Raw genomic sequence first — 22020 nt, forward strand, 5'->3', positions numbered from 1 at the left:
AATCACGCAGCAAGGAATGTTTATGGTGAAAGTTGAATTTTTAGGTCCTATGAGTAATATCCCCTCACGTGAGCTAGAAGTCCAAAGTCTTAAGGAGCTAAGAGAGATTTTATCCCAAGATGAAACTTTGCATTCTTGGCTTGAAATCAGTGCAGTAGCTGTCAATGATGAAATCATAGAGGACATTAGCTATCCCCTAAAATCAGGCGATAAGGTCGTGCTACTCCCTCCTGTATGCGGTGGCTAATGCTTGAGCTATATCAAGGGGCATTACCCGCCGCGGAGATTTACACACAATGGGAGCGATTAGCTCAAGATTCTAATGCTGGGGCGCTAAGCGTTTTTACCGGTATCGTGCGTAAAGAATCCCAAATCAACGCCCTAAGCTTTGATATTTACAAGCCGCTTTTGCAAAAATGGTTTGATAAGTGGCAGCAGAAAGCGCAAAAAGAGCATAATGCCTATATCTGTATGGCGCATAGCATCGGCGATGTCCAATACTCCCAAAGCTCCTATATGTGCGGGATTATCTCCTCTCACCGCAAAGAAGCTTTTGAAGTATATATGCCTTTTATTGAGGATTTTAAGGCAAATGCGCCCATTTGGAAATATGATATTATCAATCAGCAGAGAATCTATGCGCAAAAACGTAGCAAACCTTTAGCAGGTAGCGGCATTCTAGCCAAACGTTGAGGACATCTTATGCAAGATTCTAAAAAGCCCATTGTCTTTGCCTTTAGCGGGAAAAGCAATAGCGGCAAGACTACGCTTATCTGCAAATTATGCGAGTATTTGCAGCATTGCAAAATAGCAGTTATCAAACACGACCCAAAGGATAAGGCAATGTTTGATACAAAGGGCAAAGATTCTTATGAGTTTTTTCAACGCTCCCACGCAGTCGCCCTTATCTCCCCTACACGCACTACCCTGCAGCTAAGGCACGCCTCCCCACATACAGAATCTACCCAAACCCAAGCCTTTTATGAAACCCTAAATATGTTTCAAACGTATGATTATGTATTTATCGAAGGGCTTAAAACACTACCATTCCCGCGTATCGTGGTGGCAAGAGAATATATAGAATCTGCTTATATCCCCTATGCAAATGCCTTTGCCATTGATGAAAGTGTGGCAAATACACAGATTCTGCCCACGCATTTGCCTATCTTGCCACTCAATGATATTGCAAACATTGCAGATTTTATTCATCAATTTTCCCATACCCACCCCACTACAAAGGAGATATAATGCAAGATATGCAGACAATCCATATTGGCGTGCTTGTCTCTAGTGATAGAGCTGCACAAGGCATATATGAAGATATATCGGGCAAGGCAATACAGGAAGTGCTTGAGCGCTATATCCTTAATCCTTGCCAATACCACTATCATATTGTGAGTGATGAGCAGCAAGAGATAGAATCTTGCCTCAAAGATTTAAGCGATAAGCAAGGCTGTGATTTAATTGTTACCACTGGTGGCACAGGCCCAGCAAAGAGAGACGTAACGCCCGAAGCGACACAAAATGTATGTCAAAAGATGTTACCCGGCTTTGGGGAGCTTATGCGAAGTGTGAGTCTAAAATATGTGCCTACGGCGATTTTATCGCGGCAGAGTGCGGGTATTAGAGGCAAATCTTTGATTATCAATCTCCCGGGTAAGCCCAAAAGCATTGAAGAATGTCTAGCAGCGGTATTCCCCGCTGTGCCTTATTGTATTGATTTAATCGAAGGAAATTATATTTACCCCAATACACAATACATTCAAGCCTATCGCCCTAAATCCTAAAGCATACTTAAGGTAGTAAGGCGAATCTCGTAAAATTAAGTAGGAGTATTTGCATTATTATAAAGAATTTTGTATTCTATTTTTCACAAAGAAGATTTTAACCCTTATCCCCTTCGCGCTACTAAGAGGCTAGGAATAGAGATTCTATACCTTAGAAACTCACTTGAGAACCAAACGAAGTGTGGTTATAAGTGCATCCCTCAAGTGCGAAGCTGGATTTTATATCGTGCGAAGCAAGAGCCTTATGCGGCGTGAAACCCCAATAACATAGAAACATAACATAAAGGAGCATTATGCAGATTACTCATCTTAATGAACATCACAATCCCACAATGGTCGATGTGAGCGATAAGCACATTACCACACGTGAGGCTTATGCGAGTGGCATTATCACTATGAGCGCGGCAGCTTTCAAAGCAGCTATCACTCACACGGGTAAAAAAGGTTCAATCACGCAAACTGCGATTATTGCCGCGATTATGGGGAGTAAAAAAACAAGCGAACTCATTCCTATGTGCCACCCGCTTATCATCAATAAAATCAATGTCGATATTACGCCCGATGAAAAGACCCATAGCATTAAGCTTGGCGTGTTGGTAAAGTGTGAGGGTAAAACCGGCGTGGAGATGGAGGCGCTCACAGGCGTGGGTATCGGGCTACTTACCATTTATGATATGCTGAAAGCCATTGATAAGCGTATGGAGATTCATCACATTCACTTGGATTCTAAGAGTGGTGGGAAAAGCGGGGAGTTTCATTATGATAGCTGAAATGATTTCTATCGGTTGTATAGGGCTAATATGTGGGGCTTTGGGTATGTGGATATGGCAGAAAAGCACATTAAAAGCCCTAAAATCCACATATCAATATGAGATAGAGCAATACAAAACACAGATTCAAAGCCTCTCTACCTCGCTCACACAGGCACAAAGCAATATGCAAATGATAGAATCTAGTTCTACGCAGCGATTAGAAGATATGCAAAGGCATTTTGAGGAGCGAATAGCACAGGAAAAGACACACGCACAGCAGCTTTTGCAGCATTTACAAGAGCAATACACGCTCACACAGGAGGAGGCGCAAAAAAGAGAGGAGAAAAACAAAGAGGAGCTAAAAAATGCCTTTAAGGCTTTGGGGGCGGATATTTTGCAAAAAAATACACAAATTTTCAATGAAAATCAAACCCTTTCCCTGCAACCTCTAAAAGATGAAATCAGCAGATTCTCAAAACAGCTTTATGAAAGCCACACGAGCACTATTAAGCAGCATACTACCCTTAGCACACAAATAGAGCAGCTTCACAAGCTCAATATGCAGCTTTCAACTGATGCGCATAATCTCACAAATGCCCTTAAGGGCGAGAATAAAACGCAGGGAAATTGGGGGGAAATTATCTTGCAAAGGGTGTTTGAAAGTAGTGGATTGCAAGAGGGGCGTGAATATGAACTACAAGCTAATATGCACGATGAGGAGCATAATAAACTCCGTCCCGATGCTATTATCAAGCTTCCTAGAAGCAATGGTGAGGAGCGGTGCGTGATAGTCGATGCAAAAACCTCGCTTATTGCGTATGAAAGGCTATGCAATGCTCAAAGCGAGCAGGATAGAATCTTAGCCCAAAAAGATTTAGCAGATTCTATAAGGACGCATTTTAAGGGCTTAAGCCTGAAAGGCTATCAGCAATACACTCAAGGGCAAAAGCTTGATTTTGTGCTGATGTTTATTCCTATTGAGGGGGCATTTTTAGAAGCCATGCAGCATAATGCAAACCTCTATGATGAGGCGTATCAAAAAGGTGTGGTGCTTGTCTCTCCTACTACAATTATGGCGGTTTTGAAAATCATCAATAATCTATGGCAGATGGAATATCGCAACAAAAATATTGATAAGATTTTTGAGGAGATTCACAGGCTTTTTGAGAGTATTAGACGATTTGAGGGGACTTTGGAGAAACTAGGACAGAATATTGGCACACTTTCTAAAACGTATGAAGATGTGATGAAAAAGTATGAGGGCAATCAGGGCATTGCAAACAAAAGCGAAAAAATTCAGCAATTGCTAAAGGGCGCAGGGGTGGAATCTATAGAATCTCTACCCTCTGCAGATTAAAATCTACTTAATTTTAGTTTTATCAAAATTATCTTTAAGGATTATAATTTTATACCCACCAACAACACATCATTTTCAACAATTGAAGATATAGCCCTCCTCTTGATAAAATCTATTGATTTGTGTTTCAAATTATTTTTCCATTTTTCAAAAAGCATACATCACTCTTTAATTTATAGAATTACTCTTATTTTTTATATAAAATTAAGCCAAAATGCTTAACAATATCATCTCAATTTCATCATAAAGGAGCGGCTTTGGCTTTTTCTTTTGGCTATGGTATCGACCTTAGCAAGAAAAAAGACGATGATTTGGTGAAACTTCAAGGCACACTAAAGGGTGCAGTTATGAAAGTAACTAAAATTTTGTTGGTAGAAGATGCTGTTGATTTAGCATTGGAAGTGCGCAAAAGAGTGGCTAAAATGAGCGAAAAGAATAAGCCTAAATATATGTGGAAAAAGTAAAAGCAGCCTTTGAAAAAGCTACTGATAGTTGGAATGCTAAAGAGCTTCGCGCTTATGAAAAAGCCCTAAAAGAAGGTGTAAAAGCTCGTGTAGAAAAAATGAGCGATGCAGACAAAAAAGCTTATGGCTTTGGTGAAGCTAGTGGCTGCCCTATGCACGCTGGTGAGCATAAGCACTAAAAACTTTCATTCTCTTTGTCTAGGACAAAGAGAGTCCCTCCTTTTTCAATATCATCAAATAAAAGCATATCGGTATAATAAAAAGTGTCAAAAGTGCACTTGTTATCATTCCTCCTAGCATAGGTGCTGCAATGGCTTTCATTATCTCGCTTCCCACACCTTGAGCATACATAATAGGCATTAAAGAAGCGATAATGCTTATTGCCGTCATTAGTTTTGGGCGCACTCTTTGTGCCGCACCTCTCATCACGCACGATTTCAAGCTTTCTATCGTAATGTATTGGGCAATGCTTTGCGTATCTTTGTAGCTTTGCTGTAAATAGAGCAACATCACAATGCTTGTTTCAGCCGCAATCCCAAGCAATGCCAATAACCCCACAATACCGGCTATGCTAAGGTTATAACCTAGTATCTCCATCATCACAAATCCCCCTAAAATCGCAAAAGGCAATGTCAAAAAGCAAAGCAAGGTATAACCCCAATGTCTTAAGGCTAAAAAAATCAAAATAAAAATCGCAAATATACTTAAAGGCACGATGTAGCTTAATGTATCAAGCGCCTTTTGCAGATACTCGCTCTCCCCGCTAAATTCATAATAGTACCCATTAGGCAACTCAATATCGCTTAAAGCTTGCGTAGCAAGCTCCTTGTATATCTTTGCACTTACATTATACTTAGGCGTGATATAGATAAAATTCACCCCCAAGCCCTTTTCACTCTTTAGCTCCATAGGTGCATTCACATACTCCACATCTACCAAACTCCCTAAAGGACGGAATCCAAAGTTAGTTTTGACAAAAATTTCTTTGATAGATTCAATACCATTTCTCTGCACATCTTGCAAACGCACAGAAATAGGATAATTCTCCACGCCATTAATCTGCCTTGTAATTTCAATACCCCCTAGTGCGGAATTAAGGACATTAAATATCTTTTCTTTTGATAGCCCATATCGAGCTAATTTCTCATCATTGATATTTAAATCCACATAATACCCGCTATTTGCCCTCTCTGCAAAGACAGAGAGTGTTTGTTCTAGGGTTTTAAGGCGAGATTCTATCTGTAAAGATACATCTTGCAATATCTTTCTATCATTCCCATAAAGCTTAATCCCTAAAGGTGTGCGAATGCCGGTTAAAAGCATATCTGTGCGTCCGCGTATAGGATAAGTCCAAGAGTTCGTAAGCCCCGCAATCTGCAAAGCATCCTCAAACTTATCGCGTAGCTGCGCATAAGAGATTTTCTCTTGCCATTGTGATTGTGGCTTTAAATGCACATACACTTCTAGCATAGACAGGGGTGCTGGGTCTGTGCTTGTATTTGCTCTCCCCACCTTGCCAAAGACAAGCTCCACTTCATCAAAGCTATAAAGTATAGAATCTACCTTTTTGAGATAGGCTAAGCCTGTTTGTATATTCATCGATACATTACTCACAGGCATATACATCACCACACCCTCATTGATTTGAGGCATAAATTCCCAATTGAGATGTTTATATATCACATACAAAAGGCTTAAAAATAATAAACACAGAGCTAAAAATATCCATTTGATTTTTAATGCAAAAGTGAGTGCTTTCTCATAAATGCGGATAAAAAAGGTATTGATCACATTTTTATCTTCAGGGATAATCTTACCCTTGATACATATTAGCATTAAAATAGGCACGATAGTGATAGAGAGTAACGCCCCAATAAGCATAGCAAAGGTTTTAGTAAAGGCTAAGGGCGTAAAAAGTCGCTCCTCCTGTCCGCTTAAAGCAAAAATAGGTAGAAAAGACACGACAATAATAATCAAAGCAAAAAATACAGGTGCACCTACCTGCTGTGCGCTTTTAAGGATTGTCTCCCTTCTCTCATATTCAGTATATACAGGCTTATGGGCGAGATTCTTATGTGCATTTTCTATCATCACTATCGCCGCATCGACCATCGCCCCAATAGCAATAGCAATACCCCCTAAACTCATAATACTAGATTCTATCCCAAAAATCGCCATCAGTAAAAAGCTATACAGCACACATAGCGGCAAAGTAACAATGATAATAAGCGCACTTCTAAAATGCAGCAAAAATACCGCACTCACAAGCAAAACAATAACACTCTCCTCAAGCAATGTCCCCAAGAGATGAAAAATCGCCTTTTGGATAAGCTCACTCCTATCATACACGCTTTGAATCTGTACTTCATTATGACTTTGATTGAGATGTGCAATTTTCTCTTTGATTCTCTGCAAGGTGTCATAGGTATTACCGCCATATTTTACCATCACAATCCCGCCGACTACTTCCCCCTGCCCATTTAAATCCGCAGACCCCCTACGAGGTGCGGGGACAAGTCGCACAGAAGCGACATCACTCACGCGCAATGGTGTAGAATCTATCACTCTAATGACAATATTTTCTAAATCCTCAATGCCCTTGATATAGCCATTTGCGCGGATAATCTTCTCAAATCCCGCCTCAAATATCACACCTCCCCCACTCTCATTATTCGCCCTAGCCACCGCAGCAGTTACTTCCGCTAAATCCACATCATAGCGCACAAGCTTTGCATTATCTAATGTGATTTCATAATTTTGCCTAAAGCCCCCGATAGTAGCGACCTCACTCACTCCATCAATACCTAGTAGTGCATATTTGTAATAAAAATCCTGCAAACTCCTTAACTCTGCTAAATCCTTTGTCTTGCTAATAAGGGCATATTGATACGCCCAACCCACACTTGTAGAATCACTCCCCAAGGCAATTTTCGCATTCGGTGGAAGATTGCTCACTTGGGCTAATTGCTCTAAAACGCGACTTCGCGCCCAATACAAATCCGTCTTATCCTTAAAAATCACATAAATGAGTGCATTCTCATAACCTGAAATCCCCCGCACACTCTCCACGTTAGCAATTGCCATAAGGGAGCTTGTAAGCGGATAAGTTACTTGTTCCTCGATAATTTTCGCACTTTGATTAGGGAAATCTACTTGCACGATGACTTGAGGTGGCGTTAAATCCGGCAGCGCATCAAGCCTTAGCTTTTGTAAAAAATAGAGTGAAAGCAAAGTGAGTAAAAAAACCGCTAAAAGTACGATGAGCTTTTTTCTCACGCTCCATACAATAATATGATTTATCACTCATAATCTCCATTATTTTGCGCATCAGAATCCAAAATAAACAGCGCATTTTGAGCGACTTTTTGACTTTCATGTACCCCACTTAAAATCTCATAAAACTTCGTGCCCATAATGCGTTTAGCCTCCACTTCTTGGGGTAAAAATGCCCCATCATCCTCCACAAACACAAAATACTTCCTATCCTTGTAAAGCACGGCATTACTTGGTAATGTCAGCCTCTGGGTAGCAGGAGATTCTATAAACACATAGGCAAACATATCAGGGAAAATATCACCCTTAGCATTATCTATCACAAAACGCGCTTTTAAAAAGCCCTCACTCACCTGCGGATACACCATTTCAAGCTCTGCAGGGATTTTTTCACTATTGCCTTCAACCATTATATATGCCTTCGTGCTACTTGCTTTTAAAAATGCTAAATCCTCTTGATTAATACTCGCTATCGCCCACACTTTATCAAGGTTGATGATTCTAAACACCTCATCGCCCTTTTTGACGCCACTTCCCACATTCACATTTTTTGTAAAGACTACGCCATCAATAGGTGCATAAAATGTTACTTCATTAAGAATCTTATGCGTTTTTGCTATCTTATCAATCTCTTTAGAATCCACGCCTAAAAGTGCTAATTTTTCATTTGAAAGCCTGTTTCTTGTAGCTAGAAACTCGCTTTGTGCATCAATTAGCTCTGCTGAATACAGTGAAAAAAGCGGCTCTCCTTTTGCTACTTGTGTATAAATCTTATCCACAAAAAGCTTTTGTATGAAGCCATCTACCCGCACACTAAGGCTTATATTGCGGCTTTCATCAGCGCTAATAGTGGCATAATATTGTTTGATTTGTGCGATATTTTGCTTTTTCGGGCTAATGGTAGGTATGCTAAATACCGCTTGAGGCTTTTGAGCCGCCATTGCAAACACACTTGCCAACACAATGGCACATATAAATGTAAGCTTCATATCTCCCCTTTAAGGCTTCTAAGATTCCAATATGCAATATACATTTGAGCGAGCATCTCTAAACGCAAGATATGTGTATCAATCTCATCATTCATTGCATTATAAAACTCTAAAAATGCACTACTTTGGCTTGTGGAGTGGTGCTTGTAGAGATTACTTATTTTTTGATTTGAGGGCAACAAAGTATCCTCAATAAGTTTAAGATTTTCCTGCAAATTTGTGAGTTTAGCTTGGAGATTAAAGGCTGTGTGCTTGATAGTATTTTGCATCTCTGCAATGCCGCTTTGGGAAAGCATATTTTCATAGCTACCCTGCTTGACAAGCTGCCTTTCTTTGCCATAAATAGGCAGTGGGATAGAGAGTGAGAGGGCAAACATATCAGGCTTTGAGACACGATACATATAACTACCACTTATAGTTAAATCTCCAATATAGGACTTTTTGGCAAGATTAAGAGAATCTTTTGCGATACTATCGCGCAAAAGGGCGATTTGAATCTCATAATTATTTTGCAAAATATCTTTTATAAAATCTGCCCTTTGGACAGATTTTAAAGCCTTTTCATCAGGCGTAGGTGGCGTGAGATTGGTTGTATGTTCAAAACTCACTTCGCTTATAACAATATGCGATGTTTGTAGTTGGTTTTGTATATCATTTTGCTTGATTTGTAGCTTTGCTTTTAGGAGATTAAGCTTATTAAGCTGCAAGGGGTTAAAGTTACTTGATTTGTGCAAACTCGCCATAAGCACATCAAGATTCTTAATCGCATCTTGGGTAAAGACAAGAATCTGCTGATTTTTCTTAACGTTAATAGATTCTATAAGCATAGAAAGTATGTATTGATTTTTCAAAGATTTAAGCTCAAGGAGCTTGATATTGGATTGTTTACGAGTGATTGTGCCTTGCAGATTCCTTTTAGCATTAATATCAAGATTCTGCCCCACACTCACAAAAATATTTTGCATATCATTTGCGCTAAGGTTAAGCGGCGTAGGCACTTGGGCATTACTCATTCCAAAGCTAAGACTAGGGTTATCCCATTTAGATTCTGCTCTAGATTGATGTTCTAAAGCCTGTATTTCATATTCGAGCTGCTTTATCTTTTCATTCTTACTAAGCTCATTTTGCAAGAGCGCGCTAAACTCCTCCGTGAGACTCTCTCCTGCATTTAAGGCACTTAGCATAAAGAACGCGAGAGCAAGAATCAAAGGAGCATAACGCATTTTTATCACAATTAAAAATCAATACTGCTTTTTGCTTGATATTTAGTGCCATCAACGATAAATATGATTCTAATCTGCCAAGTCCCCCCGTGCGGGAAGCTCACCACTCCACTAAACTTATCACCACTTGCACTCATTTGCGCCTCTTCGGTCATCTTTGGCATACCGGACATTTCAGGCATACCAAAAGTTATCTTAAGCTCTGTGGGCTTAATTACCTTACCATCTTTTTTGATTACGACTTCAAAGTTATTTTGCCCCGCAGTGAAGTTTTTAGCACTTGAGAAGGTAATCGCAAAATCCTTATGTGTGATTTCTTTATCAAAAGCACTCGCCATACATACGCTAAATACACACATAAAGACTACAACAAGCCATTTTTTAGACATTTGAAATACACGCATCTGCTCTCCTTTAACTCATATACAATCTTAAGAACCACAAATTATATGCTAGTTTTTTAAATACGTTTATACAATACATCAGCCATTCCACTGCCCTTTAGCATTCCAAAACTTGAGTATAAACTCCTCAATGATGGAAAATTATCCCTTACAAAATGAAAAAAGCTTTGTTTTATTTGTTATTCAAAAGTGATTGAACAATACCCTACTCTACAATCCACCGCGCAATGTTATATCCTACAAGGGCAAAGATATATGACACCACACTTGTAAAAAGAAACAAATATGCAATATATCGCTTTCCACCTGCCTCCTTGCCAAAGACAATGCTTGAGGCAAAACAGGGATTATAAAACATAATAAACAAAATAAAAGCAATAGCTGTGGGCAGAGAAATATACTCCCGCAATATATCGCGTAAAGGCATGTCATTATTCTCATCTATATCATTGCCAAGTGCATACAACACTCCCATACTTGAGATAATCATCTCCTTTGCCAAAAGCCCATTAAGAAGCGACACTGAAAGCTTCCAATCAAAATCCATAGGTATAAACACAGGCTGTATAAACTGTCCTATACGCCCTAGATAGCTTTGCTCCACTAATGCCGCCTGATAATTATGCTCTATCTCATCAATCTGTTCTTGCAATGCCTCCCTTTCCTCATCATTTGCTTCCTCCATACGCTCCTCTAGTGTTTCTACAGATTGACTCATTTGCGCTTCTAGAGCTGGATTCTTAGGGAATTGTGTCCCTACCCAAATAATCACAGAAGCAAGGAGAATATATGTCCCGGCTTTTTTCACATATCCCATCGCCTTATGCCATATACCAAAAGCCACAAGCCGCGCACTTGGCAAGCGATACTTAGGCATTTCCATCACAAATGGCTCATCATCCCCACTAAACGCTGTGAGTTTAAGAATCTTTGCCATACATAGCCCCACCAATGCGCCAAAGATATACACACCATAGAGAACATTACCCGCCACCTGCGGAGCAAAAAACGCTCCGATAAAAAGCGTATAAACAGGTAGCCTCGCGCCACAGCTCATAAAGTTAATAATAAAGAGTGTGAGCATTCTATCATTGCGGTTTTTTAACATTCTTGCGCTCATAAATGCTGGGACAGAGCAGCCAAAGCCTGTTACAAGCGGGATAAAGCTTTTCCCGTGCAAACCAAACTTATGAAAGAATCCATCGAGCAAAAACGCCACACGTGCCATATATCCCGCACTTTCTAATAGCACGATTCCAAAAAAGAGTATCAAAATATGAGGTAGAAAACTTAAAACCGCTCCAACCCCCGCGATAACCCCACCAGAGAGCAAAGAAGCCAAAAACTCATAGGGTAGATGCTCCTCCACCCATTCCCCAAACATCTGCATACTATCTTCAATCCACTCCTTAGGAAACTCTCCCAAATAAAATGTAAGCTGAAACAAAGCCCACATCAACAACAAAAATATAGGTATGCCTAGATACTTATTAAGCAAAATGTCATCTATCCTTTGCGTGAGGGATACTCTCTTTTCCGCACTTAGATGGCTAGATTCCATACTTGCGCCCTTTGCGAAACCAAGAACATCATTATTAAAAATATCTCGCACATTTTTTTCCCCACTTTGTGTATAGAGCTTATTAATGCATTTTTGGGCAAAAGCACTTATCTCACCCCAACAGCCCTTATCGTGCAATGCCTTACTTAGCGCATTATCCTGCTTTAAAAGCTTAATAGCCACATCGCGCATATTTTGTATATCCTTACGTCCCTGCTTTATTAGCTGCTCCACCTCATCATAATGCTTTTGACTAAGAAAATCTTCCAATGCTAAAATTTCATTTTCTAAAAAGTCTGCATATACGCGCTTATTTGACTTTGAATCTTGTGTAGCTACCTTGATGAGTGTATCAAGCAGCATATCCATATTCTCACCATAAAATGCCGATACGCTCACGCATTCCACGCCAAGTATGCTACCTAAAATCTGCGTGTCAATGTGGATTCCCTCTTTTTTTGCCTCATCACTCATATTAAGTGCCAAGCACATAGGTGTATGCAGCTCCAAAAGCTGTGTGCTAAGGAATAAGCACCGCTCCAAATTCGTAGAATCTGCTACATTAAGGATTACATCATATTTTTCATTTTCTAAAAACTGCCGTGTTACGCGCTCCTCAAAGGAATAATCATTCAGTGAATAAGTGCCGGGCAAATCGATGATTTTTAGCATATAGCCCTTGTGTTCTATCTGCGCCTCGTGTTTTTCAATGGTTACGCCAGTAAAGTTCCCTACTTTTAAATGCGCTCCGCAGATTTTATTGATAAGAGAGCTTTTACCCACATTGGGCTGCCCTACGCATACAATCGTAATTGTTTTCATCGTGTATCCTAAATGTCATAAGATTTGCTAGATTCTAAAGGTGATATTCTAACTTACTTTAGCATCTTAAGTAAATAAAATTCATATTTATTCTTAAGTTTCTCTCATTATGCTAAATAGCACAACTACTTAAAATGCGAGCTTCATACCAAGATTCACATTTGTGGTATGTGGATAATACCTCTGTGCACCCCCGTGCGTATTAAGCACATTTAAAATCGCGCTTAAATGTTCTGTAAAGCCAAAATCAAGCAAGAGATTGACTTCATTTACCCTGTCATAAGGATTTTGTATGTTATTAAGGCTTATTGCGCGGAATTTCGTGCTGCCATACACTACTGCAAAGCTCACTCTATCAATAGCAAACATCACTTTCCCATACCATAAATTCGCATCAACACCCTCTAGTAATGCCCTGCCACCCCACATAAAAAACGGACTCACACTATTGCCAAGCGTATTGAGCGACCCCCAGCCGATATTCGCGCCACTTGCGATAAAGCCTCCACTTGCTTCAGCCATCTCCTTGACGCCCACATATATTTTCACATCGGTATTATAACCATTGCCATACTCGCCATTTGCCCTACCATAGGTTTGCTCAAAGCTTGTGGTAAAATGTCCGCTCAAGCCGATATAAGATTGTGAACTTTCATATCTCGCACTTGCCTTTATTCCTGCTGCATAGAATATTTCAGGATTTGCCATACCATAGAATTTAAGACTAAACTTATCGCCAATATGATACTTAAAACTCGCCTGTGTCAGCCCTAGTGCATTGTGTGGATTAACATTATAGAATCCTGTCATTTTGTTATATTGCACATAGCCATTGCTCTTTACCCATAATGCCTCAATGAGCGTATTAGGCAAGGAACGATTGCGGATATTCACACCATCTATGAGCCTATCCGCCCATTCAAAATCCGCAAACACCCGCCCCATTCTAATGCTCGTATCACCATCAAAATATTCTATATAGGATTGCCCAAGCATAGTGCGGTCATTCATATAAAAATCCCTTGAAGCATCACCTGTGCCATAGCGTCCGGGATTGTTTAAGAGTGCATTTCCACTCCATTGAGAATCTTTATCATATTCATATAACGTCCCTACCGCGCGGAAGCTCACCGCCACACGCAAATATTTCCAAAACGCAGAATGATAGGCTAAGCCCACACTTGCTACCGCATATCCTGCTTCGCTTAAGTCATTTTTCAAAGCAGGATTTGTTGTGCTTTTCACGCCGCTTGTATAGTTACCATAAAAGGTAATATCGCCGCTTGAAATGCCATTCTCTAGCGCATCATCAATACTATCATAAGCCCACAGGCTGCTCCACATTCCCAAAGCTAAAAACATCTTTTTATACATTACCCTACCTTTATCTTTAAATCCATAAATTATCCAAAAGGCGCGTTTGCCCTACTCTCGCAGCAACTAGAAATATACTATTGCCCTTAATAATATGTGCGAGCGGCTCTAAAGTATGGCTAAAAAACCCCGCATAAAACACCTTATCGACATCTTGCAAACCCTCTGCTACAAGCGGTTGTAAATATTCTACACACATCTGCCCTCTTTCTATTTCTGCCTGAAGGTGCATAATCGTGCGAGGGATACAAAGCGCAGCTTCCCTCTCCTTTGTGCTCAAATAGACATTGCGTGAGCTAAGAGCCAAGCCATCGCTATCCCTTTGTATCGGGCAAGGCACAATCTCAATAGGCAAAAACAAATCTTTTGTCATCTTTTGAATAATCAGCACCTGCTGGGCGTCTTTGCATCCAAAATATGCCCTATGGGGCATAACAAGGCAAAAAAGCTTTAGCACGATTTGTATCACACCTGCAAAATGCGTAGGGCGGTCAAACCCCTCTAAAACATAGCCCATTTTCACAGGCGGATTGAAGCTTATTTCATCACTACCATACATCTCTTGCGCACTTGGAGCAAATACTACATCAACTCCCGCCCTCTCACATAATGCAATATCCTGCTCCAATGTGCGTGGATATGCACTAAAATCCTCATTTACCCCAAATTGCGTAGGATTGACAAAAATAGAGACAATCGTGCAATCATTGCCTTTAAGCGAAGATTCTATAAGGCTCAAATGCCCTTGATGCAACGCACCCATAGTCGGCACAAGCCCTATGCTTTGCATATATGGCAAATCCTTGCGATGGCTTTGTAAATCCGCTATGTGGTGTATGACTTTCATATATTACCCCCTGCTTTTTGAGCAGATTCAATGATTGCGATTTCTTTAGAATTTAGGTTGTAAAGCTGATAGACTAAGCTATCAATTTGCCTTTGCAGAATAAGAGATTGGCTTGTATGGGATTCTCCACTCCCCCTAACCCCCTCCGCAGAGGGAGGGGGAATTAAAGCAGAGTTGCCCTTCTTAATGGAGGGGGAATTAGGAGAGAAATCCCCTGCCACAGAGGAGGAACAGATACTAGCCCCTCCCTTGGCGGGAGGGGTTGGGGAGGGGGCATTAATAGCTAAAATTGCCTCTACTAAAGCGATGATTTTATCAGCAATATGGCGATTAGAATCTGTGATTTGGGGAATAGGCAAACTTCCCACACTTAAAGTATCAAAGCCAAATGCACCCCCTTGCATATGTGAAGCAAAATATTTTTTTGCATAAAAATAGCTCATTAATCGACTATTAAGTATGCCTAGAATATATTTTCTGTCTATATTAAATTGATACAAAACATTGACTTTTCCGCCAAAATATCCATTAGGAGTAATACAACATCGTATAGAATCTGTCATTCTTGCCATAAATATCAATTCTTGTTTTTCAAAAATATTAATTTTTTCTTGCGTGTAATAATCTTTGATTTTATCAATGAATTTAGCATTTTTAAAGCTATATTTAAAAATATTGGAGGATTCTAAAAATTTTCTATTTATTTCACTAGGAATACAAGAGACATCAGCCCTAAAACCTGCTTTAGATAAACCGCAAAAGATACGACAAAAATCACTAAGTTTTGGATAATTTGCATTAAATATCTTGGCACTTATGGAATCTAAAAATACTGATAGATTCTCAATTTTCTCATTTTGAATAGGCTTCCATTGTATATGTGAAATGTCCTTATCGTTTGTTTGCCCATATTTTGTGATTGTGCGCTTATTTTTATGAGAAAAAATATTGACACAGGTATAAGTAGCAGCGTTTTCAAAGACTTTTATATTTGAAACATCAAGCATCTGCTTAAGGGTAAGGTTATTGTCAATAAATGTTCTTATACCCTTTCCTGAATCTTGGCAAATATATGCAATAGGATTAATAAAGCTAACATTTCCCTTATCTGCGAGCATTAAGAGAAATCTCTCAAGGAAATATACATATATACTTCCCTCTTTGCTTTTTTTATAAACCGATGAAGTTTCACTTAAAGATGTTTTTGTTTTCCCATCAATCTTACGATAATCGATATAAGGCGGATTGCCGATGATAATATCAAAGCCTTGAGATTGGGTTTTTTCTGCATTCATTGCATAGCCTTGCTTTGCAAGATTCTCTCTACTATGCTAAGGGGGTTTTCCGCCTTGTAGATAGGACGACCAATGACTACAAAATCACTCATTGCCGCCTTAGCGTCTTGCAGTGTCGCCACACGTCTTTGATCATTTGCTTCCTCGCCAAACGGGCGAATTCCCGGTGTGATGGTGAGAAAAGTATTTTGCGTTATTTGCTTAATCGCCCTGCCCTCCTGCACGGAACACACCACTCCATCAATCCCTGCACGATAAGCCAAAGAAGAGAGTTTAAGCGTATGTGAGAAAAGCGGGACATTGTATATCTCCATAAAATCATCATTATCAAAGCTTGTAAGCGCACTCACACCAATAATAAGGGGCAATCCCTCCTTGCTCTCTTTTAATTGAGCAATCATTTTCATCGCTTCAAATCCGCAGCTTGTGTGGATTGTGAGCATATCAACACCTATTTGAGACATCTCCATAATCGCATCAAGCATTGTGTTAGGAATATCATAAAGCTTCAAATCAAGGAAGATTTTATAATTGCCATATTTCTTTAACGCCTCTATGCCGCTAATGCCATCACGGATAAAGCTCCTTAGCCCAATCTTTAGCCAAATGTGCTCCTTTTGTGTAGGTAAAAGAGCAGAGAGTGAATCTACTAGCACGATATTTTCTTTCAAAGTAGGGTTATCAAGGGCAATGCAGAGTGTCATATCTCTCCTTTATGATGTCTGTGAGGGATTAAAATCTATATCTTTTTTGTGTGTTTTGCTTAGTGCATCAAGCACACCATTGATAAATCTCGGGGCGCTATCCTCGCCACCATAGAGTTTACCTAGCTCTACTGCTTCATTAATCACCACAGGCGTATCCGTATCAGTATAGAGTATCTCATATGTCCCAAGCCGTAGCATAGCGCGCTCCATACCGCCTAGCCGCGCAAAATCCCATTCTTTCAAATGCGGAATAATACTTTTATCAATCTGCACGATATGCTCTATCACGCCTTGCAAAAGCGAGAATGCAAAGTCCTGCTGCTTATTTTTAATCTTTTTTTCATCTAAAATACTACGAGCGGTGAGCAAAATATCGCTATTTCCCATATCATAGGCATACAGCATTCCCACTACTGCTTCTCTAGCCTGTGTGCGTGTAGCCATCTATGCCCCAAGATTCCTATAGAGATTAATCAGCTCAATAAGCCCTGCCATTGATTCAAAGCCCTTGTTTCCTACCTTTGTCCCCGCTCTTTCAATAGCTTGCTCGATACTATCAGTTGTCAAAATACCAAAAGTTACAGGTGCGCCATATTTGAGCGTAACATTAGCTATACCCTTAGTCGCCTCCGCTGAAACATAATCAAAATGCGGTGTAGCACCTCGTATGACCGCACCTAAGCAGCATACGCCATCGTATTCGCCTTGAGAGAGAATCTTTTGTAATGCAAAAGGCACTTCATACGCTCCGGGCACAAGCACTAAATCAAGCATTTCATCACGTCCGCCATGCCGCAAGAAGCAGTCCTTAGCCCCCTCTACCAATCTATCAGTAATGAGATGATTGAAACGTGCGCTGATAATGGCGATTCGCTCATCGCCCATTAGCTGTAATTTACCCTCGATAATATTCATAGAATCCTCCTTAATGTTATTTTACAAAATTCCCTAATGCCTCAAGCTGTGCTACAAGTGGGATAAGCGCGTCTGTTTGCACCATATTGGGACCATCGCTTAGGGCTTCTTTAGGATTTAAATGCGTCTCCATAAAGAATCCATCTACCCCCACAGCCGCTGCCGCTCTAGCCAAATACGGTACAAATGAGCTATCACCTCCGCTCTTGCCTCCTGCTGCACCGGGCATTTGCACACTATGAGTTGCATCAAATATCACAGGCGCAAAGTGTCGCATTATCACAAGTGAGCGCATATCTACGACAAGATTCCCATAGCCAAAGCTGCTGCCCCGCTCTGTAAGCCATACATTATATTTTTGCGACTGCTCATAATTCACCTGTGTGCCGCCACGTGTCTTTATCGCTTTTAGCACACTATGCTGCATATCCGCAGGATTCATAAACTGCCCTTTTTTGATATTAACAATGCGATCCGTCTTCGCCACAGCGACAATCAAATCTGTCTGCCGACACAAAAACGCGGGAATCTGTATCACATCTGCCACTTTTGCGATACTTGGAGCTTGGTAGCTCTCGTGAATATCAGTAATAATCTTATAGCCAAATTGCTTTTTGATTTGCCCTAGCATTTCAAGCCCTGCCTCTAAGCCCGGTCCGCGATAACTCTCTAAACTCGTGCGGTTTGCCTTATCAAAACTCGCCTTAAAATAAAAATCAATATGTGGATTCTCATTTAACGGTTTTAACCCCTCTGCCACCGCACTTAGAGCCTCATAACTCTCAATCACACAAGGTCCACTCATCAAGATCATTGCTTCCTCCTTATTTTACTTTATTAATAGGCTTAAACTCACGCTGAATCATATTATAGTTAAAAATCTCGCCTGTTTCGATAATATAATACCAACCATAAATATTAAGCTCACCCCTATCAAATCGCTCCTCCACAAAAGGATAGCTCATTAAATTTTCCAACTGATGCTCGATATTCATCTGCTCCATAAGCCATGTGCGCTTTGCTTTAGAATTAGGCTTTAGCTCATCTACCTTTTGCCTCACTGGCTCTAAAAGCTCTATCCATTTTTTCACATACGGCGCATTTTCTAACTTTTGAGCATCTTCATAAATCGCCGAACAAGCCCCGCAATCGCTATGTCCACAAATGATAACATTTTTAATACCCAAAATGCTTAAAGCATATTCAATCGCTGAAGTTGTCGCTAGATACCCGCCACGTATGCCCTTATCACGCCCTAGATAAGGTGGGACGATATTTCCCATATTACGTATAACAAACAAATCGCCGGGCAAAGCATTGGTAATAAGATTTGGCACGACACGAGAATCCGTGCAAGTGATAAATAATGTATGAGGCTCTTGCCGCTTTTTTAAACTTTCATATAAGTCCTTATGCTCATTATAATCCTCCTCGCGAAACTTAATAGCTCCATCAAATAGTTCTTTCATAAATGCCTCTTAAATGCTAGATTAAATGCAGAATCTGTAAAAATATGGCATTATATCAAACTAAAACAATAACAGGGATAGCATTTTATGTTAAGGAGTAAATATTTATGGGTGTGCTAGGAGATATTATTAACGCCATTGTCGAAATGGTGGGTGCTTTAGGCTATGTAGGGATTTTTATAATGATGTTTTTAGAATCTAGCTTCTTCCCCTTCCCCTCCGAAGTAGTAATGATACCTGCGGGATATTTAGTATATAAAGGCGAGATGAATGCCATTATTGCCGTGCTTTGTGGCATTGGTGGCTCTTTAGCAGGAGCGTTGTTTAACTACTATCTTGCATTAAAATTTGGCAGAGAATTTCTTATCACGTATGGCAAATATGTCTTTTTTACCGAGCAAACTATGCAGAAAATGGAGGCTTTCTTTCTTAAGCACGGACCTATTAGCACATTTGTTGGGCGGCTTATCACTGTGGTGAGGCAATACATCTCCCTCCCTGCTGGACTCGCACGAATGAATCTTGCGAAATTTTGCTTTTATACATCGCTTGGAGCGGGGATTTGGGTAGTTATCCTCACTATTATTGGCTACTATGCGGGTGTGTGGTTTGGCTCAAATATGAGTATAGATTCTATAATTCATGCCTTTACGTCAAAATCCCCAACCGAGGCAGAAATAGAACTTAGAAATATCGTCAAACAAGCCGGAATCTATACATTAGGCTTTGTCATCGTGTGCGTGATAGGCTACATTGCCTACTGGCGCATTAGAAGAAAGCAAAATGCTACTTATTAGTTTCGATGTGCCCTAGGTAATAGATTACTTGGAATCCACTATAATAGGCTTTTATTTTATTATTGCAAAGGATAAATATGTCTCATAATGATACAAACAATCAAGAACTTATGCAGCCACAAACTCAAAGTGCTATTCCTGTGCTTAGTATTGCAGGGAGTGATTGCAGCGGTGGAGCGGGCATTCAGGCGGATTTAAAGACCTTTGCTGCGCATAAATGCTTTGGTATGAGTGTAATCTTAAGCGTGGTAGCAGAGAATACCGCACGTGTGATTTCTAGCTATGATGTGCCGCCTCAATGTGTCAGTGAGCAGATACAAGCCGTATTTGAGGACATTCCTCCACAGGCGACAAAGATAGGAATGCTCGGCTCAAATGCGATTATAGAATGCGTGGCTGAAAATCTTAGATTCTACAAGCCTCAAAATGTAGTGATTGACCCTGTGATGTTTGCAAAAAATGGCTTTCCGCTAATGCCTAAGGATTGTCGCGTGGCTTTTAAAGAGCAGATTTTGCAATATAGCAATGTGCTAACGCCCAATATCCCAGAAGCACAGGAGCTTTGCGGCTTTGAGATTGCCCATATCAATGATATGAAAAGGGCAGCGCAAAGGCTCTATGATATGGGTGCAAAGGCGGTGCTACTTAAAGGTGGGCATAGCACAAATAACGCTGATGATGTGTTTTATAATGGGGCATTTCATATTTTAGAATCTCCTAAGATTGCCACTAGCAACACACATGGCACAGGCTGCACTCTAAGCTCCGCTATCGCGGCAAATCTCGCACTTGGACTCGATACCCTGCAAGCCATAAAGAAAGCAAAGGACTATGTTTTTTATGCGATTTTATATTCCTTAAAACTTGGCAAAGGCAACGGACCTACCAATCATTTGTTTAGATTCTAAAAGCGCTTTTGGTATTGTAAAGGTTTATCTTAAAACATTCTCTTCATTATGAACGTTGCAGAGAATGTGAGTGCTTTACTCAATATACATCAGTGTATACACACTTTGTAAGGTATCGCTTGCCCCTTAACAAAATACATAACTCATTCTTAATGAAGTAAAATAGTCCAATGGATAACATTTCGCCTATGGGGGGCGGTTATTTACCCTTACTTCTTTGAGTATTTCTTTAACATTCAAACAAAGGAAAATAACTCTCCCTGTTCTCATAGATAGCAATACCCTCTTGTGAATCTGCACTATCAATATGAGGCATATCAAATGAAAGTACATCTTAACTCCGCTGATGAAAGACATTATAAGTCGCTTTGAATGCTTTAGCTGCATTTTGTGAATATACTTGCAAACCACCTATATCTCTACTATGAAAGGCAAAGAGCCTTTCATCAGTTAAAATTGTATGTGCTGTCTTCGTAATGTGCTCATCAAGCAAAATAGTGTTTGGGTAATATATAATCCCTCACAAGATTCTTTTAAATGGGGGAATTGCTCAAAAATGATTCTCAAATGTGAGCCACTAAAACCATCAAAAACAAAACAATAATGTTCTCCTTATCCTTAACTTAATGCCCCAAATCGTTATGCAAAGATAGAATATATCCTTATAATTTTATGAATCTGGTATATCTAAATGCTCTGTCCTCAAGGATTCTATATTGTTAAAATAGATAACTTATGCACCATACAGCAAATAAGTCTATCAAAATAGCTTGTAATGCTACAAGCTATACACTTTTACCTATAAAAGCGCATTCCAAGCACTCCGCATACGATTATTCCACTGCCAAATCCACATATTTACTTAAAGGACTAGCAATCACGTTTAGAGCAACGATTCCTAGTTTTAAGAGTCTTGTTTTATAAAAGAAACTTGTAAGATAGACAATAATAAGACTGGAACATAAGAAAAAACCAAATAAAGCACAAAGTGTAATTAAGGTATTTGGCTTATATCAAATTGAGAAATATCACTACTCTATACAGCAAAAGGTGTAAAGACACATACCATAAAATAT

24 protein-coding genes are annotated in these 22020 nt (G+C 39.9%); 10 read left to right on the top strand and 14 right to left on the bottom strand.

All coding sequences use genetic code 11. The features are described from left to right. Positions 1-22: 22 nt before the first annotated feature. The 8 genes from QZ289_RS08445 (at position 23) to QZ289_RS08480 (ending at position 4539) form a co-directional block, all read left to right on the top strand. On the top strand, positions 23-247 hold the full coding sequence (locus QZ289_RS08445; RefSeq protein WP_295701577.1) for a MoaD/ThiS family protein: 225 nt from the start codon (positions 23-25) through the stop codon (positions 245-247). Further along, positions 247-693 carry a molybdenum cofactor biosynthesis protein MoaE gene (locus QZ289_RS08450; protein WP_295701579.1) on the top strand — a complete coding sequence of 149 codons (447 nt, stop codon included), beginning with the start codon at positions 247-249 and terminating at the stop codon, positions 691-693. The genes QZ289_RS08445 and QZ289_RS08450 overlap by 1 nt, the downstream gene beginning before the upstream one ends. Positions 694-702: 9 nt before the next feature. Then, positions 703-1248 (top strand): molybdopterin-guanine dinucleotide biosynthesis protein B, encoded by a 546-nt coding sequence (gene mobB / locus QZ289_RS08455; RefSeq protein WP_295701581.1) that lies wholly within the window; start codon positions 703-705, stop codon positions 1246-1248. A gap of 8 nt (positions 1249-1256) precedes the next feature. After that, entirely contained in the window at positions 1257-1787 is a 531-nt protein-coding gene (gene mog, locus QZ289_RS08460) for a molybdopterin adenylyltransferase (RefSeq protein ID WP_295701620.1), read from the top strand. A gap of 293 nt (positions 1788-2080) precedes the next feature. Further along, positions 2081-2557 (top strand): cyclic pyranopterin monophosphate synthase MoaC, encoded by a 477-nt coding sequence (moaC, locus tag QZ289_RS08465; protein WP_295701583.1) that lies wholly within the window; start codon positions 2081-2083, stop codon positions 2555-2557. After that, a complete protein-coding gene (locus QZ289_RS08470) occupies positions 2547-3896 on the top strand; it encodes a DNA recombination protein RmuC (protein ID WP_295701585.1) in 1350 nt (449 codons plus the stop codon). The genes moaC and QZ289_RS08470 overlap by 11 nt, the downstream gene beginning before the upstream one ends. 257 nt (positions 3897-4153) lie before the next feature. Continuing rightward, positions 4154-4360 carry a hypothetical protein gene (locus QZ289_RS08475; protein ID WP_295701588.1) on the top strand — a complete coding sequence of 69 codons (207 nt, stop codon included), beginning with the start codon at positions 4154-4156 and terminating at the stop codon, positions 4358-4360. Then, positions 4348-4539, top strand: coding sequence for a DUF1104 domain-containing protein (locus QZ289_RS08480; protein ID WP_295701589.1), 192 nt, complete (start codon positions 4348-4350; stop codon positions 4537-4539). The genes QZ289_RS08475 and QZ289_RS08480 overlap by 13 nt, the downstream gene beginning before the upstream one ends. Positions 4540-4558: 19 nt before the next feature. On the opposite strand, the gene QZ289_RS08485 is transcribed toward QZ289_RS08480, so the two are convergent. From QZ289_RS08485 to QZ289_RS08545, 13 genes are all read right to left on the bottom strand, one after another. Further along, positions 4559-7663: a CusA/CzcA family heavy metal efflux RND transporter gene (locus tag QZ289_RS08485; RefSeq protein WP_295701591.1), complete on the bottom strand. Its 3105-nt coding sequence runs from the start codon at positions 7661-7663 to the stop codon at positions 4559-4561. Next, positions 7660-8622 carry an HlyD family efflux transporter periplasmic adaptor subunit gene (locus QZ289_RS08490; protein ID WP_295701593.1) on the bottom strand — a complete coding sequence of 321 codons (963 nt, stop codon included), beginning with the start codon at positions 8620-8622 and terminating at the stop codon, positions 7660-7662. The genes QZ289_RS08485 and QZ289_RS08490 overlap by 4 nt, the downstream gene beginning before the upstream one ends. Continuing rightward, positions 8619-9845, bottom strand: a complete 1227-nt coding sequence (locus QZ289_RS08495; protein ID WP_295701595.1) for a TolC family protein — start codon at positions 9843-9845, stop codon at positions 8619-8621. Before QZ289_RS08495 ends, QZ289_RS08490 begins: the two co-directional genes overlap by 4 nt. Before the next feature lie 11 nt (positions 9846-9856). Then, positions 9857-10249, bottom strand: coding sequence for a FixH family protein (locus tag QZ289_RS08500; protein WP_295701596.1), 393 nt, complete (start codon positions 10247-10249; stop codon positions 9857-9859). Between the two features lie 205 nt (positions 10250-10454). Continuing rightward, positions 10455-12632: a ferrous iron transport protein B gene (gene feoB, locus QZ289_RS08505; protein WP_295701598.1), complete on the bottom strand. Its 2178-nt coding sequence runs from the start codon at positions 12630-12632 to the stop codon at positions 10455-10457. Between the two features lie 129 nt (positions 12633-12761). Further along, entirely contained in the window at positions 12762-14006 is a 1245-nt protein-coding gene (locus tag QZ289_RS08510) for an Opr family porin (RefSeq protein WP_295701600.1), read from the bottom strand. Positions 14007-14022: 16 nt separating this feature from the next. Continuing rightward, entirely contained in the window at positions 14023-14853 is an 831-nt protein-coding gene (gene panC, locus QZ289_RS08515; RefSeq protein WP_295701602.1) for a pantoate--beta-alanine ligase, read from the bottom strand. Next, entirely contained in the window at positions 14850-16148 is a 1299-nt protein-coding gene (locus QZ289_RS08520) for an Eco57I restriction-modification methylase domain-containing protein (protein ID WP_295701605.1), read from the bottom strand. The genes panC and QZ289_RS08520 overlap by 4 nt, the downstream gene beginning before the upstream one ends. Then, on the bottom strand, positions 16145-16852 hold the full coding sequence (gene pyrF / locus QZ289_RS08525; protein WP_295701607.1) for an orotidine-5'-phosphate decarboxylase: 708 nt from the start codon (positions 16850-16852) through the stop codon (positions 16145-16147). Before pyrF ends, QZ289_RS08520 begins: the two co-directional genes overlap by 4 nt. 9 nt (positions 16853-16861) lie before the next feature. Then, positions 16862-17299 carry a transcription antitermination factor NusB gene (nusB, locus tag QZ289_RS08530; protein WP_295701609.1) on the bottom strand — a complete coding sequence of 146 codons (438 nt, stop codon included), beginning with the start codon at positions 17297-17299 and terminating at the stop codon, positions 16862-16864. Beyond that, positions 17300-17770 (bottom strand): 6,7-dimethyl-8-ribityllumazine synthase, encoded by a 471-nt coding sequence (gene ribH, locus QZ289_RS08535; protein ID WP_295701611.1) that lies wholly within the window; start codon positions 17768-17770, stop codon positions 17300-17302. A gap of 16 nt (positions 17771-17786) precedes the next feature. Beyond that, positions 17787-18584, bottom strand: coding sequence for a 3-deoxy-8-phosphooctulonate synthase (kdsA, locus tag QZ289_RS08540; RefSeq protein ID WP_295701612.1), 798 nt, complete (start codon positions 18582-18584; stop codon positions 17787-17789). A gap of 10 nt (positions 18585-18594) precedes the next feature. Continuing rightward, entirely contained in the window at positions 18595-19239 is a 645-nt protein-coding gene (locus tag QZ289_RS08545) for a carbonic anhydrase (RefSeq protein WP_295701614.1), read from the bottom strand. Positions 19240-19346: 107 nt separating this feature from the next. Between QZ289_RS08545 and QZ289_RS08550 the strand changes: the two genes are divergently transcribed. After that, positions 19347-20036 (top strand): DedA family protein, encoded by a 690-nt coding sequence (locus QZ289_RS08550; protein WP_295701616.1) that lies wholly within the window; start codon positions 19347-19349, stop codon positions 20034-20036. A 110-nt stretch (positions 20037-20146) separates the two neighbouring features. Beyond that, positions 20147-20944 (top strand): bifunctional hydroxymethylpyrimidine kinase/phosphomethylpyrimidine kinase, encoded by a 798-nt coding sequence (thiD, locus tag QZ289_RS08555; protein WP_295701622.1) that lies wholly within the window; start codon positions 20147-20149, stop codon positions 20942-20944. A gap of 334 nt (positions 20945-21278) precedes the next feature. On the opposite strand, the gene QZ289_RS08560 is transcribed toward thiD, so the two are convergent. Beyond that, the gene (locus QZ289_RS08560) at positions 21279-21437 is read right to left on the bottom strand and encodes a hypothetical protein (protein WP_295701618.1); all 159 of its coding nucleotides are present in this window, start codon (positions 21435-21437) and stop codon (positions 21279-21281) included. Positions 21438-22020 lie beyond the last annotated feature (583 nt).

The organism is uncultured Helicobacter sp., assembly GCF_910577135.1.
In the GTDB taxonomy this organism is placed as follows: Bacteria; Campylobacterota; Campylobacteria; order Campylobacterales; family Helicobacteraceae; genus Helicobacter_C; species Helicobacter_C mastomyrinus.